This window comes from Mesorhizobium subarcticum, assembly GCF_055456085.1.
This window is the reverse complement of record NZ_CM144237.1, coordinates 4890839-4907162: the sequence shown is the minus strand read 5'-3', so window position 1 is coordinate 4907162 and position 16324 is coordinate 4890839. Positions and strand designations below refer to the sequence as shown.

The 16324-nt window shown below is 60.9% G+C and carries 22 protein-coding genes; all 22 read left to right on the top strand.

All coding sequences use genetic code 11. The features are described 5' to 3' along the window. Positions 1 to 4 precede the first annotated feature (4 nt). The 22 genes from rpsQ to ACZYHG_RS23745 all read left to right on the top strand — a co-directional run bounded on the left by rpsQ (position 5) and on the right by ACZYHG_RS23745 (position 16310). Positions 5 to 244: a 30S ribosomal protein S17 gene (gene rpsQ / locus ACZYHG_RS23850; RefSeq protein WP_010909280.1), complete on the top strand. Its 240-nt coding sequence runs from the start codon at positions 5 to 7 to the stop codon at positions 242 to 244. A gap of 72 nt (positions 245 to 316) precedes the next feature. Continuing rightward, complete coding sequence (gene rplN / locus ACZYHG_RS23845; protein ID WP_006205457.1) at positions 317 to 685, top strand: 50S ribosomal protein L14; 369 nt, start codon at positions 317 to 319, stop codon at positions 683 to 685. A gap of 12 nt (positions 686 to 697) precedes the next feature. Then, positions 698 to 1012, top strand: a complete 315-nt coding sequence (gene rplX, locus ACZYHG_RS23840; RefSeq protein ID WP_013531428.1) for a 50S ribosomal protein L24 — start codon at positions 698 to 700, stop codon at positions 1010 to 1012. Continuing rightward, entirely contained in the window at positions 1005 to 1583 is a 579-nt protein-coding gene (gene rplE / locus ACZYHG_RS23835; RefSeq protein ID WP_051429567.1) for a 50S ribosomal protein L5, read from the top strand. The genes rplX and rplE overlap by 8 nt, the downstream gene beginning before the upstream one ends. 27 nt (positions 1584 to 1610) lie before the next feature. Next, a complete protein-coding gene (gene rpsN, locus ACZYHG_RS23830; RefSeq protein ID WP_013895695.1) occupies positions 1611 to 1916 on the top strand; it encodes a 30S ribosomal protein S14 in 306 nt (101 codons plus the stop codon). Between the two features lie 12 nt (positions 1917 to 1928). Next, entirely contained in the window at positions 1929 to 2327 is a 399-nt protein-coding gene (gene rpsH, locus ACZYHG_RS23825) for a 30S ribosomal protein S8 (RefSeq protein ID WP_006205453.1), read from the top strand. Between the two features lie 90 nt (positions 2328 to 2417). Next, a complete protein-coding gene (gene rplF, locus ACZYHG_RS23820; RefSeq protein ID WP_027028842.1) occupies positions 2418 to 2951 on the top strand; it encodes a 50S ribosomal protein L6 in 534 nt (177 codons plus the stop codon). 136 nt (positions 2952 to 3087) lie between these two features. Then, the gene (rplR, locus tag ACZYHG_RS23815) at positions 3088 to 3447 is read left to right on the top strand and encodes a 50S ribosomal protein L18 (protein ID WP_032925343.1); all 360 of its coding nucleotides are present in this window, start codon (positions 3088 to 3090) and stop codon (positions 3445 to 3447) included. Between the two features lie 80 nt (positions 3448 to 3527). Further along, the gene (rpsE, locus tag ACZYHG_RS23810; RefSeq protein WP_464610641.1) at positions 3528 to 4091 is read left to right on the top strand and encodes a 30S ribosomal protein S5; all 564 of its coding nucleotides are present in this window, start codon (positions 3528 to 3530) and stop codon (positions 4089 to 4091) included. Positions 4092 to 4115: 24 nt separating this feature from the next. Next, on the top strand, positions 4116 to 4313 hold the full coding sequence (gene rpmD, locus ACZYHG_RS23805) for a 50S ribosomal protein L30 (RefSeq protein WP_006205449.1): 198 nt from the start codon (positions 4116 to 4118) through the stop codon (positions 4311 to 4313). Positions 4314 to 4335: 22 nt separating this feature from the next. After that, positions 4336 to 4809, top strand: coding sequence for a 50S ribosomal protein L15 (rplO, locus tag ACZYHG_RS23800; RefSeq protein ID WP_464610640.1), 474 nt, complete (start codon positions 4336 to 4338; stop codon positions 4807 to 4809). A 194-nt stretch (positions 4810 to 5003) separates the two neighbouring features. Next, positions 5004 to 6344 carry a preprotein translocase subunit SecY gene (secY, locus tag ACZYHG_RS23795; RefSeq protein ID WP_027028845.1) on the top strand — a complete coding sequence of 447 codons (1341 nt, stop codon included), beginning with the start codon at positions 5004 to 5006 and terminating at the stop codon, positions 6342 to 6344. Beyond that, positions 6341 to 6937, top strand: a complete 597-nt coding sequence (locus ACZYHG_RS23790; protein WP_027028846.1) for an adenylate kinase — start codon at positions 6341 to 6343, stop codon at positions 6935 to 6937. The genes secY and ACZYHG_RS23790 overlap by 4 nt, the downstream gene beginning before the upstream one ends. A 218-nt stretch (positions 6938 to 7155) precedes the next feature. Next, a complete protein-coding gene (rpsM, locus tag ACZYHG_RS23785) occupies positions 7156 to 7524 on the top strand; it encodes a 30S ribosomal protein S13 (protein ID WP_023757968.1) in 369 nt (122 codons plus the stop codon). A gap of 138 nt (positions 7525 to 7662) precedes the next feature. Beyond that, a complete protein-coding gene (gene rpsK / locus ACZYHG_RS23780) occupies positions 7663 to 8052 on the top strand; it encodes a 30S ribosomal protein S11 (protein WP_006205444.1) in 390 nt (129 codons plus the stop codon). Between the two features lie 103 nt (positions 8053 to 8155). Next, entirely contained in the window at positions 8156 to 9166 is a 1011-nt protein-coding gene (locus ACZYHG_RS23775; protein ID WP_027028847.1) for a DNA-directed RNA polymerase subunit alpha, read from the top strand. A 104-nt stretch (positions 9167 to 9270) separates the two neighbouring features. Further along, positions 9271 to 9699, top strand: a complete 429-nt coding sequence (gene rplQ / locus ACZYHG_RS23770; RefSeq protein ID WP_027028848.1) for a 50S ribosomal protein L17 — start codon at positions 9271 to 9273, stop codon at positions 9697 to 9699. Between the two features lie 180 nt (positions 9700 to 9879). Beyond that, complete coding sequence (locus tag ACZYHG_RS23765) at positions 9880 to 11376, top strand: DegQ family serine endoprotease (protein WP_464610639.1); 1497 nt, start codon at positions 9880 to 9882, stop codon at positions 11374 to 11376. Positions 11377 to 11434: 58 nt separating this feature from the next. After that, positions 11435 to 12742, top strand: coding sequence for a replication-associated recombination protein A (locus tag ACZYHG_RS23760; RefSeq protein WP_464610638.1), 1308 nt, complete (start codon positions 11435 to 11437; stop codon positions 12740 to 12742). Between the two features lie 5 nt (positions 12743 to 12747). Further along, positions 12748 to 13431: a DUF930 domain-containing protein gene (locus ACZYHG_RS23755; RefSeq protein ID WP_464610637.1), complete on the top strand. Its 684-nt coding sequence runs from the start codon at positions 12748 to 12750 to the stop codon at positions 13429 to 13431. Positions 13432 to 13591: 160 nt separating this feature from the next. Next, positions 13592 to 14422 carry an aspartyl/asparaginyl beta-hydroxylase domain-containing protein gene (locus ACZYHG_RS23750; protein WP_464610636.1) on the top strand — a complete coding sequence of 277 codons (831 nt, stop codon included), beginning with the start codon at positions 13592 to 13594 and terminating at the stop codon, positions 14420 to 14422. Between the two features lie 232 nt (positions 14423 to 14654). Next, positions 14655 to 16310, top strand: coding sequence for a hypothetical protein (locus ACZYHG_RS23745; protein WP_464610635.1), 1656 nt, complete (start codon positions 14655 to 14657; stop codon positions 16308 to 16310). The last annotated feature ends 14 nt before the right edge of the window (positions 16311 to 16324 follow it).

Sequence of the window (16324 nt, the reverse complement as noted above, 5' to 3'; positions counted from 1 at the left end):
AACCATGCCAAAGCGCATTCTGCAGGGCACCGTCGTCAGCGACAAGAACGAGAAGACGGTTGTCGTCAAGGTCGAACGGCGCTTCACGCATCCCGTGATGAAGAAGACCGTGCGCATGACCAAGAAGTACAAGGCGCACGACGAGAACAACGCCCACAAGGTTGGCGATCAGGTGTTCATCCAGGAATCGAAGCCGATTTCCAAGGATAAGCGCTGGATCGTTGTGTCTTCGGACCAGGCGTAAACAAACGAATTTTGGACAGACCGGGGAGGGGCTTCGAGCTCATCCCGTTAGAAAAGAAGAAGGCGGCCAGTCATGATTCAGATGCAAACAAACCTCGACGTGGCGGATAATTCCGGCGCGCGTCGTGTCATGTGCATCAAGGTGCTGGGCGGCTCGAAGCGGAAATACGCTTCCGTGGGCGACATCATCGTGGTGTCGATCAAGGAAGCCATTCCGCGCGGCCGCGTTAAGAAGGGCGATGTGATGAAGGCGGTCGTGGTTCGCACGGCCAAGGACATCCGCCGCCCGGACGGCAGCGTGATCCGTTTCGACAAGAACGCGGCCGTTCTCGTCGACAACAAGAAAGAGCCGATCGGCACGCGTATCTTCGGACCGGTTCCGCGCGAACTTCGCGCCAAGAACCACATGAAGATCATCTCGCTCGCGCCTGAAGTGCTGTAAGGAGCCGGACCAATGCAAAAGATTAGAAAAGGCGACAAGGTCGTCGTGCTGGCCGGCAAGGACAAGGGCCGTTCGGGCGAAGTCCTCTCGGTTCAGCCGAAGGAAGACACCGCGCTGGTGCGCGGCGTCAACATGATCCGTCGTCACCAGAAGCAGTCCCAGTCCCAAGAGGGCGGGATCATCACCAAGGAAGCGCCGATCCAGCTGTCGAACATCGCGCTGGCCGACCCCAAGGATGGCAAGCCGACCCGCGTCGGTTTCATCTTCCAGAAGGACGGCAAGAAGGTGCGCGTCGCCAAGCGCTCGGGAGAAGTCATCAATGGCTAAGGCTCAAACCAAGCAGGCGACTGCCACCAACACGCCGCGCCTCAAGCAGGTCTACAACGAGACCATCCGCAAGGCGCTGCAGGAGCAGTTCGGCTACGACAACGAAATGCAGGTTCCGCGCCTCGACAAGATCGTGCTGAACATGGGCGTTGGCGAAGCGACCGCCGATTCGAAGAAGCCTTCGGTTGCCGCCGAAGACCTGGCGATGATCGCCGGCCAGAAGGCCGTCGTCACCCGCGCCCGCAATTCGATCGCTGGCTTCAAGGTCCGCGAGAACATGCCGATCGGCGCCAAGGTCACGCTGCGCAAGGAACGCATGTACGAGTTCCTCGACCGCCTGGTGAACATCGCGCTGCCACGCGTCCGCGACTTTCGCGGACTGAATCCGAAGAGCTTCGATGGCCGTGGCAACTATGCCATGGGCATCAAGGAACACATCGTGTTCCCGGAGATCAACTACGACAAGGTTGATCAGATCTGGGGCATGGACGTCATCGTTTGTACGACTGCGAAGACGGACGACGAAGCCAGGGCATTGCTCAAGGCTTTCAACTTCCCCTTCCGCCAGTAACGGCAGCGAGAAAAGGAAAAATCTGAAATGGCAAAGACCAGCTCAGTCGAGAAGAACAACAGGCGCCGCAAGCTTGCCGACCAGTACGGTCCCAAGCGCGCTGCGCTCAAGGCGATCATCATGGATCAGTCCAAGCCGATGGAAGAGCGCTTCCGCGCTCAGCTAAAGCTTGCCGCCATGCCGCGCAACTCGGCCAAGATCCGCATCCGCAACCGCTGCGAAGTCACCGGTCGTCCGCGTGCCTACTATCGTAAGCTCAAAGTATCGCGTATCGCGCTTCGTGATCTCGGCAACAACGGCCAGATCCCGGGCCTGGTCAAGTCGAGCTGGTAAGGAGCACATAACATGTCATTGAGCGATCCTCTCGGCGATATGCTGACCCGCATCCGCAACGCCTACGGCCGCAAGAAGTCGAGCGTTTCGACCCCGGCTTCGCGTCTGCGCACCCGCGTCCTCGACGTGCTGAAGGCTGAAGGCTACATCCGCGACTACAGCCAGACCGACTTCGACAACGGCAAGTCCGAAATCGAAATCGAGCTGAAGTATTTCGACGGCGCGCCGGTCGTGCGTGAAATCGCCCGCGTTTCGAAGCCGGGCCGCCGCGTTTACGTCTCGGCTAAGTCGATCCCGCACGTCGCCAACGGCCTCGGCATCGCCATCCTTTCAACGCCGAAGGGCGTGATGGCCGACCACGAAGCGCGCGAACAGAACGTCGGTGGCGAGATCCTCTGCCAGATCTTCTGATCTGGCAGTTGACCCGCAAAGTGGAATCCGGTCTTCGGATCGTTTCCGAAGACAGAGACCTGAAACAAGAGAAGTGACGAGGACAACAAAATGTCTCGTATTGGAAAGAAACCCGTTTCGCTGCCGCAGGGCGTGACCGCGACCGTCAACGGCCAGACCGTGACGGCGAAGGGCCCCAAGGGCGAGCTGAAGTTCGTGGTGAACGACGAAGTCCTGGTCAAGATGGAAGGCAGCGAGATTGCTGTCCAGCCGCGCGACCAGACCAAGACGGCTCGTTCGAAGTGGGGCATGTCGCGCACGCAGATCGTCAACATCCTGCAGGGCGTGAAGGACGGCTTCGAAAAGAAGCTCGAGATCACCGGCGTCGGCTATCGCGCCGCGCTTCAGGGCAAGAACCTGCAGCTGGCACTTGGCTTCAGCCATGATGTCGTCTACGAGACGCCGGCCGGCATCACCATCACCGTGCCGAAGCCGACCGAGATCACCGTAACCGGCATCAACAAGCAGCAGGTTGGTCAGGTGGCTGCCGAGATCCGCGAATACCGGGGCCCCGAGCCTTACAAGGGCAAGGGCGTCCGTTACGCAGGCGAGAAGATCGTCCGCAAGGAAGGCAAGAAGAAGTAGCGGCTTGGCCCCGAGAAGTCGCAGACTTTTCGGAAAGGACCAGGCCAGAGAAACGTAACGCCGCGGGGAGCGGTCGCGGGAGGCGCTTTCGCCTACCGCATATGGCGGCCCCCGTTTTTGAAGGCAAGGAACTATCATGGCTACCAAGGAATCCATCCAGCGTCGCGCGCAGCGCGTCCGCCGTCAGATCAAGAAGGTCGCCGGCGAGCGTCCGCGTCTCTCGGTCCACCGCACGTCGAAGAACATCTACGTTCAGGTCATCGACGACGCCAAGGGTCACACCATCGCTGCTGCTTCGACGCTCGAGAAGGACCTCAAGGGTTCGCTCAAGACTGGCGCCGACACCGCAGCTGCTGCTGCGATCGGCAAGCTGATCGCCGAGCGCGCCACCAAGGCCGGCGTCAAGGAAGTCGTCTTCGATCGCGGCGCCTACATCTATCACGGCCGCGTCAAGGCGCTGGCCGAGGCTGCCCGCGAAGGCGGTCTCAGCTTCTAAAAGCTTTCGCCCCCGGTGACCCACAGAGGCGCCGGATCTTATCAGCAACCGTGCTTCCGGAAAAAAACAAGGAACAGGATATGGCACAGGAACGTAGGGATGGCGGCCGCGGCCGCGATCGTGAAGAACGCGATGACGGGATGGTGGACAAGCTTGTCCACATCAACCGCGTCGCCAAGGTCGTCAAGGGCGGCCGTCGCTTCGGTTTTGCGGCACTCGTCGTCGTCGGTGATCAGAAGGGCCGTGTCGGCTTTGGTCATGGCAAGGCGCGCGAAGTGCCTGAGGCTATCCGCAAGGCAACTGAATTGGCCAAGCGCGACATGATCTTCGTGCCGCTGCGTTCGGGCCGTACGCTGCATCATGACGTCGAAGGACGCTGGGGCGCCGGACGCGTGCTGCTGCGCGCTGCCAAGCAGGGTACCGGCATCATCGCCGGCGGCCCGATGCGCGCTGTCTTCGAGACGCTCGGCATGCATGACGTGGTCGCCAAGTCGATGGGTTCGTCGAACCCCTACAACATGGTTCGCGCCACCTTCGACGCGCTGAAGAGCCAGATGCATCCCAAGGATGTTGCTGCTGCTCGCGGCATCAAGTATTCGACCCTTCAGGCCCGCCGCGGCACCGCCGTTGCGGCTGAAGAATAGTCGATCTGACCAGGGATTTTGACCATGGCCAAGAAAGCAACCAAGACCATCACCGTTGAGCAGATCGGTTCGCCGATCCGCCGCCCGAAGGAACAGCGCGCGACGCTGGTCGGCCTCGGCCTCAACAAGATGCACAAGCAGCGCACCCTGGAAGATACGCCTTCCGTGCGCGGCATGATCGCCGCCGTTCAGCATCTCGTCCGCGTTGTGGACGAGGGTTGAGCCAAAGCGCAGGAGAACCCAGATGAAACTCAACGATCTGCGTGACAAGGACGGCGCGACGCACTCCAAGAAGCGTCTCGGCCGCGGCATCGGTTCCGGCTCGGGCAAGACCGCCGGTCGCGGCGTCAAGGGTCAGAAGGCGCGCTCCGGCGTCGCCATCAACGGCTTCGAGGGTGGCCAGATGCCACTCTATCGGCGCCTGCCGAAGCGTGGCTTCAACAACATCTTCGCCAAGAGCTTCACCGTCGTGTCGCTGGCCCGCATCCAGGTCGCCATCGACGCCAAGAAACTCGACGCCAAGGCAACCGTGACGGCTGAATCGCTCGTTGCCGCCGGCGTCATTCGCCGCGTCAAGGACGGCGTGCGCATCCTCTCGGACGGTGAGATCAAGGCGAAGCTCGCCTTCGACGTCGCCGGTGCCTCCAAGGCCGCGATCGAGAAGATCGAAAAGGCTGGCGGTTCGGTCAAGCTGCCGGAAAAGGCAGCTTCCGAGTAACAGCAATTTGAAGCGCGATCGGCAGGAATGGGATCCCGTTTTTGCTCACGATTGCGCTTTGATCTGCTCAATTAAGCGGCCGCGTCAACGCGGCCGCTTGCATGTTTAGAGCCCGGAGCTTATCTCGTGAGCTTCGGTGAAACGCACCGCCTGACCTCACGGGCCATCAAGCGTTACCAAGCGGAGAATCAGGCATGGCTTCGGCTGCTGAACAACTAGCCTCGAATCTGAATTTCTCGGCCTTCGCCAAGGCAGAGGACCTGAAGAAGCGCATCTGGTTCACCATCGGCGCGCTGCTCGTCTATCGCCTCGGCACCTATATCCCGCTTCCCGGCATCAATCCGGACGCCTTCGCCCAGGCCTTCTCCTCGCAGAGCAAGGGCGTGCTCGGCATGTTCAACATGTTCGCCGGCGGTGCCGTGCAGCGCATGGCGATCTTTGCGCTCGGCATCATGCCTTACATCTCCGCCTCCATCATCATGCAGCTGATGACATCCGTCATTCCCTCGCTGGAAGCGCTGAAGAAGGAAGGCGAGCAGGGCCGCAAGGTCATCAACCAGTACACACGCTACGGCACGGTGCTGCTGGCGTTGGTGCAGGCTTATGGCATTTCGGTGGGTCTGGAGAACGGCGCCGGCATCGTCAGTGATCCCGGCATGTTCTTCCGCATCTCCACCGTCGTCACGCTGGTTGGCGGCACCATGTTCCTGATGTGGCTCGGCGAGCAGATTACCGCGCGAGGCATCGGCAACGGCATTTCACTGATCATCTTCTCCGGCATCGTCGCCGGCCTGCCGCATGCCATTTCCGGCACGCTGGAGCTCGGCCGCACCGGCGCCTTGTCCACCGGCCTGATCCTGGCGATCATCGTTCTGGCCATTGTCGTCATCGCGCTCATCGTGTTCTTCGAGCGCGCCCAACGCCGCCTGCTGATCCAGTATCCGAAGCGCCAGGTCGGCAACCGCATGTTCCAGGGCGACACCTCGCATTTGCCGCTGAAGCTCAACACGTCAGGCGTCATTCCGCCGATCTTCGCTTCGTCGCTGCTGCTGCTGCCGGCCACCATTGCCGGCTTCTCGCAGACGACCAACATGCCGGCCTGGGCGAGCACCATTCTCGCCTCGCTTGGCCACGGCCAGCCGCTCTACATGCTGTTTTATGCGGCGATGATCGTGTTCTTCGCCTTCTTCTACACTGCGATTGTCTTCAACCCGAAGGACACCGCCGACCAGCTCAAGAAGCATTCGGGCTTCATCCCGGGGTACCGTCCGGGCGAGCGTACCGCCGATTACATCGATTACGTTCTCACCCGCATCACCGTCGTCGGCGCCATCTATCTGGTGCTGGTGTGCCTGCTGCCGGAGTTCCTGATCTCGGCGACTGGCGTACCATTCTACCTTGGTGGCACATCGCTTCTGATCGTGGTCAGTGTAACGCTCGATACGGTTGCGCAGATTCAGGGCCACCTGATTGCGCACCAGTATGAAGGCCTGATCAAGAAGTCGAAGCTGCGCGGGGGGAAGAAAGCCAGATGAGGTTGATTTTGCTTGGGCCGCCAGGGGCGGGCAAGGGGACACAAGCACAAAGACTGGTAGACAAATACGGCATACCCCAGCTTTCGACGGGTGACATGCTGCGTGCCGCCGTTCAGGCCGGTACCGAAGTCGGCAAGCGCGCCAAGGCGGTGATGGATGCCGGTGAGCTGGTATCTGACGCCATCGTCAACGCCATTGTTGCCGAGCGGATCGACCAGGCCGACTGCGCCAAGGGATTTATCCTCGACGGCTATCCGCGTACGCTGGTCCAGGCTGATGCGGTTGAATCGATGCTTTCCGATCGTGGCATCAGCCTCGATACGGTCATCGAGCTGGTCGTCGACGACAGGGCCCTGGTCGGCCGGATCGTCAAGCGCGCCGAGGATGCCAAGGCCGCTGGCCAGCCAGTGCGCAAGGATGACAACCCCGCGGTGTTCGAAGAGCGCCTGCGCGAGTACTACAAGAAAACCGCGCCGCTGACCGGCTACTACTACGCCAAGGGCAGGCTTAAGACTGTCGACGGCATGGCCAGCATCGACGCGGTGACCGCCGAGATAGAAGCCGTGCTCGCTGCGGCCGCCAAGGCGCGTTAGGGGAAAATAAAGATTGCACTTGACGAAGGCGGTTCGCTGCGGTATGGCGGCCCGTCTTCCTATCAGATGCGCACTTTGCTTGTCCGCAAGGGCAAGGCGGTCGCTTTGAACTGGAAACTCCCGCAAGGGCCGGCCTCCACCGGACGCGGGGCAACTTTGACAGCGCCGGGCCTACCTCGTTTTGAGGGTTGGTCCGCCCAAATGGAGAAGAGAAGAATATGGCTCGTATAGCCGGCGTCAACATTCCGACCAACAAGCGCGTCGTCATTGCGCTTCAGTACATTCACGGCATTGGCAAGAAGTTCGCCCAGGAGATCGTCGACAAGGTCGGCATCCCGGCCGAGCGCCGCGTCAACCAGCTGACCGATGCGGAAGTGCTGCAGATCCGCGAGGCCATCGACCGCGACTATCAGGTCGAGGGCGACCTGCGCCGCGAAGTGTCGATGAACATCAAGCGTCTCATGGACCTCGGCTGCTACCGCGGCCTGCGTCACCGCCGCTCGCTGCCGGTTCGCGGCCAGCGCACGCACACCAATGCGCGTACCCGCAAGGGCCCGGCCAAGTCGATCGCCGGCAAGAAGAAGTAATTTGGGCAGTAAGTAAGTAGGGCAGTAAGGCAATAGGATCGGCAGACATACTGCCCTACTGCCATATTCCCCTACTGCCTTCTCCCCGGTGGAGCCGCTGGCATTACGGCGGTGTAGAGATCAACTGAAAGGACTATCATGGCCAAGGAAGCCGCTCGTGTTCGCCGTCGCGAACGCAAGAATATCTCGTCGGGCGTTGCCCACGTCAATTCGACCTTCAACAACACGATGATCACCATCACCGACGCGCAGGGCAATTCGATTGCCTGGTCGTCGGCCGGTGCCCAAGGCTTCAAGGGTTCGCGCAAGTCGACCCCGTTCGCTGCCCAGATGGCTGCCGAAGATGTTGCCAAGAAGGCCCAGGAACACGGCATGCGCATGCTCGAAGTCGAGGTCTGCGGACCTGGCTCGGGTCGTGAGTCTGCTCTGCGCGCCCTGCAGGCGGCCGGTTTCACCATCACCTCGATCCGTGATGTGACGCCGATCCCGCACAATGGCTGCCGCCCGCGCAAGAAGCGCCGCGTCTAAGCAATTTATCGAACGCCGCGTGAGTGCCCCAGGGCGCTCCTCCACGGCATTCCAGGTCGCCCGCCACGATTGGATGGTGGCGGGTCAACGGAAGGAAAGCATCATGATCCAGAAAAATTGGCAAGAACTGATCAAGCCGAACAAGATCGAGTTCTCGTCGAAGAAGAAGACGCTGACCACGCTGGTCGCCGAGCCGCTTGAGCGTGGCTTTGGCCTCACCTTGGGCAACGCGCTGCGCCGCGTGCTTCTGTCTTCGCTGCGCGGTGCGGCTGTCACCGCCGTGCAGATCGACGGTGTCCTGCATGAATTCTCGTCCATCGCCGGTGTGCGCGAGGACGTCACCGACATCGTCTTGAACATCAAGGAAATCGCCATCCGCATGGAAGGCGATGGCCCCAAGCGCATGGTCGTTCGCAAGCAGGGACCGGGAGCGGTTTTGGCTGGCGACATTCAGACGGTTGGCGATGTCGAGATTCTCAATCCCGACCACGTCATCTGCACGCTGGACGAAGGCGCTGAAATCCGGATGGAATTCACCGTCGACACCGGCAAGGGCTACGTTCCGGCAGAGCGCAACCGCGCCGAAGACGCGCCGATCGGCCTCATCCCGGTCGACAGCCTGTATTCGCCGGTCAAGAAGGTCTCCTACAAGGTCGAAAACACCCGCGAGGGCCAGGTTCTCGACTACGACAAGCTGACCATGACCATCGAGACCGATGGATCGATCACCGGCGAGGACGCGGTGGCATTCGCTGCCCGCATCCTGCAGGACCAGCTCGGACTGTTCGTCAACTTCGACGAGCCGCAGAAGGAAGTCGCTGCCGAAGCCGTCACCGAGCTCGCCTTCAACCCGGCGCTGCTCAAGAAGGTCGACGAGCTCGAGCTTTCGGTGCGTTCGGCCAACTGCTTGAAGAACGACAACATCGTCTATATCGGCGATCTCATCCAGAAGACCGAAGCCGAGATGCTGCGCACCCCGAACTTCGGCCGCAAGTCGCTGAACGAGATCAAGGAAGTGCTCGCTGCGATGGGCCTGCACCTCGGCATGGAAGTACCGGACTGGCCGCCGGAAAACATCGAAGATCTCGCCAAGCGTTACGAAGACCAATATTGAGCATGAATTCCAAGGATCGGCGGCGTCTGCCGCTCGATCCGACGGTCATGCGGAAAACCATCAGAGGCCGCGGCCTCTTGAACAACTGAAGAAGGAAAAGAGCCATGCGCCACGGTTTCAAAGGCCGCCGCTTCGCCCGAAGCATTAGCCATCGCAAGTCGATGTTCGCCAACCTCGCCGTGTCGCTGCTCGAGCACGAGCAGATCGTCACCACCTTGCCGAAGGCGAAGGACCTGCGTCCGATCGTCGAGAAGCTGGTGACACTCGGCAAGCGCGGCGACCTGCACGCCCGCCGCCAGGTCATTGCCCAGATCGGCAATGAAGGCGTCGTCAAGCGTCTGTTCGACACCATCGCGCCGCGCTACGCCAACCGCAATGGCGGCTACCTGCGCATCATGAAGGCGGGCTTCCGTCACGGCGACAATGCCGCGATGGCCGTCATAGAGTTCGTCGATCGCGACACCTCGGCGAAGGGCGCCGGCGACCGCGCCCGCATCGAAGCCGAAGGCACCGACGAGGCCGCAGCAGCATAAGACTTTGTCTTGCCAGTGAGAATTAAAGGGGCCTGCGGGCCCCTTTTTCGTGTTCTGTAGGTGCCGAGGCACGACCAAACAGTCTGCTCGCCTGAAAATAATCGGATTTCAGCGGCTTAGCCTTTCATTTTGCACAATCGTCGGGACAATGCGCCCGAACTTGCCTTGGAGGATTCGCGAATGCGCGCCAAAAGACTGTCCCTTGTTCTGCTCTGCGCCTTCATGGTGTTCGCAGCCGCGCCGGCAGCCAGGCAAGCGCTTGCCGAGGACGCCGTCGCCCCCAAGGCTGATCCGGGTCTCTCCGATGTGTTGACCGATCTGCTGCATGGCGTCGAGGGCGAAAACTCGACCTCCGGCCCGGACAAGCGGGTGCCGTTCGGTCGTGAGGAGGTGCAGCTTTCGTTCGCGCCGCTGGTCAAGCAGACGGCGCCGGCCGTGGTCAACGTCTATGCCTCGCAGACGGCAAAGGTCACGTCGCCCTTTGAAGGCGATCCGTTCTTCGAAGAGTTTTTCGGCCGCGCGCAGCCTCGTGCGCAGTCCTCGTTGGGTTCGGGCGTGCTTGTCGACCCAAGCGGTGTCATCGTCACCAATTTCCACGTCATCAAGGATGCCGACGAGGTCAAGGTCGCGACCGCCGACGGCCGCGAATTCACCAGCAAAGTGATGCTCAAGGATGAGACGCTCGATCTGGCCGTACTCAAGATCGAGTCCGACAAGCCGTTCCCGGTCATCGCCATCGGTGATTCCGACGCGCTCGAAGTCGGCGACCTGGTGCTGGCCATTGGCAACCCCTTCGGCGTCGGCCAGACCACCACCAGCGGCATTGTCTCGGCACTTGCCCGCAGCCATATCGGCATTTCGGATTCGGGCTACTTCATCCAGACCGACGCCGCCATCAACCCCGGCAATTCCGGCGGCGCTCTGATCAACATGGGCGGACAGCTGGTTGGCATCAATACGGCCATCTACAGCCGCAGCGGCGGCTCGATCGGCATCGGCTTTGCCATACCCGCCAACATGGTGCGGGCTTTCGCCGATGCCGCCAAGGCCGGCCTCGATTTCTTCGAGCGGCCCTATATCGGCGCAGAGTTTGAAGCGGTGACGCCGCAGATCGCCGAATCGCTTGCCATGGAAAAGCCGACCGGGGCTCTTGTCTCTTCTGTCGAAGCCACGGGACCCGCCGGCAAGGCAGGGCTGAAGCCGGGTGACGTCGTGCTGCAGATCAACGGCAAGCCGGTCGAGAGCATCGAGGCGCTGGACTATCGCATGGCGACGCTGTCGATCGGCACCAAGGCCAATTTCGCGATCCTGACCAAGGGCCAGCAGGCGGCGATGGACATCGCCCTGGAGCGCGCGCCGGAGGGTGCGAAGGCCGCGGAAGTGACACTGCATGGCCGCAGCCCGTTCTCGGGCGCCAAGGTTGCTGAACTGTCGCCGCGGCTTGCCCAGAAGCTTGGCCTGCGGACCGACCTCAAGGGCGTGACGGTGATCGACATCAATCGCGATTCGCCGGCCGCCGATTTCGGCTTCCTGCCGGGCGATATCGTGCGCGAGGTCAACGGCACCACCATCGACTCCGCCGCAACGCTGGCGCAGGTAGCCCAGCAGGATACGCGCTGGTGGCGCTTTACCGTCGAGCGCGGTGGGCAGATACTGCGCCAGGTATTGCGTTACTGAGCTTGATCCGGAAGGGCCGGGCTCCAACCTGAAGACTTGCCCCAACCTGAAGACATAAATGGCCGATCTGTTCAGCCTTGACGAACCGGAGAAGGTGCCGCCCGGGCGGCCGCTGGCCGACAGGCTACGACCGAAAAGCCTCGACGAAGTTGTCGGCCAGGAGCATCTGACAGGCCCCGATGGCGCACTGACGCGGCTGATCGGTTCGGGCTCGCTCGGTTCGATGATTTTCTGGGGTCCGCCTGGCACCGGCAAGACCACTGTCGCAAGGTTGCTTGCCGGCGAGACCAGCCTGGCCTTCGAGCAGATATCGGCGGTCTTTTCCGGCGTTGCCGACCTGAAGAAAGTGTTCGAGGGAGCCAAGTTGCGTCGTGCCAACGGCCGCCAGACGCTGCTTTTCGTCGATGAGATCCATCGCTTCAATCGGGCCCAGCAGGATTCCTTTCTCCCTGTCATGGAGGATGGGACGGTCGTCCTGGTTGGCGCCACGACCGAAAATCCGTCCTTCGAACTCAACGCGGCTCTGTTGTCTCGTGCGCGCGTCATGGTCTTTCATTCGCTGGGCGAGGAGAGCATCGCCAAGCTGATGACGCGGGCGGAGGAGACAGAGGGCAGGGCGCTGCCGCTCGACGACGAGGCGCGCACGATGCTCATTCGCATGAGCGATGGCGATGGACGCGCATCACTGACGCTCGCTGAGGAAGTCTGGCGTGCCGCCAAGCCTGGCGAGATCTTCGATCCCGAGGGGCTGCAGCGCATCGTCCAGCGCCGTGCGCCGATATATGACAAGGGCCAGGACGGGCACTACAATCTGATCTCCGCGCTGCACAAGTCTGTGCGCGGCTCCGATCCCGATGCCGCGCTCTACTATCTCTCCCGCATGTTCGATGCTGGCGAGGATCCGCTCTATCTCGGCCGCCGGCTGGTGCGCATGGCGATGGAGGATATCGGCCTTGCCGATCCGCAGGCGCTGGTCATCGCCAATGCCGCCAAGGACGCCTACGATTATCTCGGCTCGCCGGAGGGCGAACTCGCCTTTGCCGAGGCCACCGTCTATCTCGCCACCGCGCCCAAATCCAACGCCGTCTACACCGCCTTCAAGGCGGCCACGCGCGCTGCGAAGGAGCATGGCTCGCTGTTGCCGCCGAAGCATATCCTCAACGCGCCGACCAAGCTGATGAAGGAAGAGGACTATGGCGCTGGCTATCGCTATGATCACGATGAGCCGGACGCCTTTTCGGGCCAGGACTATTTTCCGGAGAAAATGGGCCGCCAGACTTTCTATGATCCGCCTGAGCGCGGTTTCGAGCGCGACATCCGAAAGCGGCTCGATTATTGGGCGAAGCTGCGCAAAGAGCGGGAATAACAGGCTTGCGCGGCCCGGTGGTCGTCACGCTGCGAAACGTGGCTTCTCCCTGGGGCATCTCCGCCTCGGTCGTTCTCCATACGCTGCTGGCCGCCACGCTGGCCCTGATGCCGCTGCCGAAGCGGCCGAAACGGCTGGAGGAGGAACGGGTATCGGTCGACATCCTGACGCCGCAGCAGTTCGAGGCTTCGACAAGGCCACGGCCAGCGCCAGCACCGCTTCCGGCGCCAGAGGCGCGAGCGCCGGCACCAACACCAACGCCACCGCCGAATGCCCCTCAAACTCAACTGCCCACTGCTCCGGCCATGATCCGGCCGACTGAAATGCTGTCGGCCAAGACGCTTGCCGATCCGCGCAGCCGGCAGGCGCGCGCCGATCTCGCGACCTTCGCGTCCGACGAACGCATGGTGCAATTGTGCAATCTTGAGGCCATGGACCAGATTCGCCGCTGGCGCGCGGACTTTCAGCCGGAGCGGGTCGTGCCCTATGCAATGGCGGAGGAAAAAATCACTGGAACCACGATTGCCGCAAATGGTGCGGCTTTCCGCAGTCGCAGAAACTGGTATGGTCTGAAATTCAAATGCCAGCTCGCACAGGACGGCGAAAGCGTCATCGGCTTTGAGTTCCTGGTCGGCGATCCCGTGGCCAGGGAAAAATGGGACGAGCTTGGCTTGCCGGCGGTGCATTGACCTGATGCCGGCGGGCTCCACCAGGCAGCCGCCTGGCCATAATGCCGTGGCCGTTGTGTGGTGACCCAAAAAACCTTATCAAGGCGCACGACCGGGCGGTGGTCGTTGCCGAGATTTTGGCACCTCATTCGCAACAGGATCGCGCTCCGCGCGTGGAAAAATGACAAAAACCCTTCGCAAATCGCTTCGCAAATTCGCCATTGCCATCCCGCTTCTCGCCCTTGGCTTCTATTTCATCCCCATCCTGACGACGATCTTCATCGTTTGCGGCCTGATCGACGTGCTGCGCAACGACAGGAAGGATCTGTCGCTGTTCTCAGGCTACTTCCTTGGCAACGGCCTGTTCACCTGGCTGCTGTCGCCGTTCAATCTGCTGGTCGATCTCCTCTGCTACAGAAATCCCGGCGTGTGGAAGCTGGAGCAGTTTCCCGCTGACTATCAGCGCGAGGTCAATGAGGTCCTGGACATCTTCAAAGCGCGCAAGGACGAGATCATCGCCGACATCGACGCCAATTTCGGCGCCGGCCGACGCGGCATGTATGTCTACCAGTGGTACGGCAAGCACAAAATCGACAACGTCGCCGAGTTCAACAAGGATTTCAAATACATCAAGACGATCGCCGTTTCCGTTTTCAGCAAGCGCGAATCGACCTCCTGGCATTTCGGACCGCTGCGGCTCAGTCTGCGCATCCTCTACAATCTGGTCCCGGTGAAGTCGGAAATCTTCGTCGAATGCGGCAGCGTCAAGAACTACTGGTACGAAAATCCGCTGTTCATTTTCGACGACACGCTGCTGCATCGCTCGGTCAATGAATATGATGGCCGCCGCTACTGCGTGTTCATGGACATTATCAGGCCGTCCCCGTTCCCGGGGCTGATCGCAGGCATGCTCGCTGTGGTCTCGGTCAGCGTCGAGCGTATCAATTCGATGTTCTACAAGAACTGGAAGATGATCGGCTCGACCAAGCCGAAGAAGGTCGAAACCACCTGAACTGAGAACCCGTCAACGCTGCCGGCAGCGCCGCTGCCGGCTGCTTCGTAGGCCCTTTATGGGCGTTCTCCATGCTTGCGACATGCGCGTTTCAAGCATCGGGCCCATTTGGGCTCTCAACAATTCACTATATGAATCTAGTCACAAGATTCGCTGGAGCGGCCCCTGGCGGTGTCAGGGGATGGCTTCGGTTCGATCCCGGCAGTTCTCTTCTCTTCCTTGGCGGCTTCGAGTGACAAAGAACAAGATCTTCGGATTCTGGACGGGCACCTACCTGTGCACCGTGTTGCTCGGGGTCGCACTCAGCGCTGTGTACGTAAATCTCGAAGAGTCCGTCTACTATTGGGACTACGCTGCCTATTTCAACATGTTCAACCAGCAGGGCGCTCTCCTGGTCGAGAGCCCTCTCAAATGGCTGAGCCAGTTGAGCACCTCTATCGCGACCGAAGATTACGGCGTGGCGATCCTGGTGCCGCTGATGCCGTTTCACATCGTCTTTGGCGGTTCAAGGCTTGCCTTCGTCGCCGGAATAGTCGCGGTTTATCTGGTCCCGGCGGTTCTTTTCATTGGCAGGACAAGCTATTTGGAGGCGATCTCCGAGACCCCTTCCCGAGCTTGGATCGCCGTCTGGATTGCGGCCTTTCTGTATACCCCGTTCTGGGCGCCGACGCTGCGCGGAATGCCTGATGTTGCCGGCTGTCTCGCCTTGACCGCGGCAACCTATTTTCTCTGGAAGTCGAAGTTCCTGACCCGCGAACCCGTCTTGAGTGGACTATCCGTCGGTGCGTGCTTGTGGTTGGCGTTCATGCTGCGCCGCTGGTACGCTTATGCTGCAATAGGGATCACTGTTTCCGCGGCATTGCTGGGTTTGCGGCAGATCGCAAGAGACCGCGATTTGCCGGCCTTCCGCAACGCGGCGCTGGGCGGCGCGTGTGTGTTTTTCCTGATTGTCGCGACGGCCCTGAACTTCCAGCTGCCGCTGATCGCCAAGATTCTGCAGGTCAGCTACGGCGACCTCTACAGCGGCTACAGGACAAACTTCGTCACCCAACTCGGTGAGATCGGATCCCGGATCAGCTATCTGAACTGGGCGCTGATCGCAGCGGGCCTTTATATCTCTGTTGTGCGCCGCAACGGGTTTGCCTTGTTCTGTGCGATAGCTTCGGTGGTCACTTTCTTGGTCTTTATCCGGACCCAGGATCCGGAACGGCATCACTCGCTGCCGATGTTTCTTTGGCTCTTTCCCGCCTATGCCCAGGCAATCGTCTCCATCGTCTCGGCGCCAGGCCTGAAGTCACGATGGTCAACGGTCGCCATGGCGGTGGTCGCCGGATTTGCCTTTCTGGGCACGTTTTTTCCGACCGGTCGTCAATTGTTGTCGCCGGTTGGCTTCGTCTTCGCTGGGGAAGCCACGCTTCCCCTGCACCTGGACAATCTTCCTGAATACAAGCGCCTGATCGATGACCTTGTCGGCAGGATGGGACCGGAGGACCGTTTTTCGGTGTTTGCCTCAGGTCCTGTCATGAGCGACGCGCTGTTGTTCGGCATGAAGCCGGACCTGTTTACGTATGTCGGGTGGATTTGCCAGGTGGACAGTCGTGATCGCTTCCAGCCGGACGCATTGAAGTCCAGGTATGTCGTCGTGACGGACCGGCCTGTTACGCATCTGCAACCGGGCGCGCAGATCTGTGTCACTATACCCAACCAGTATATCTTCGAGGGCAAGGGCATCGGTGCCGCATACAAGCGCATTGCGCAGTACCAATTGTCCGGCGGCGTCGCCGGTTATCTCTATGAGCAGATGCGCCCGGTCAGCAAAGCCGAGATCGATGCGCTCTACGCGGAGTTCAGGAAAAAATATCCGGACTGGACGGCGCCTGAATGGTGATGGTCATCGCCTAT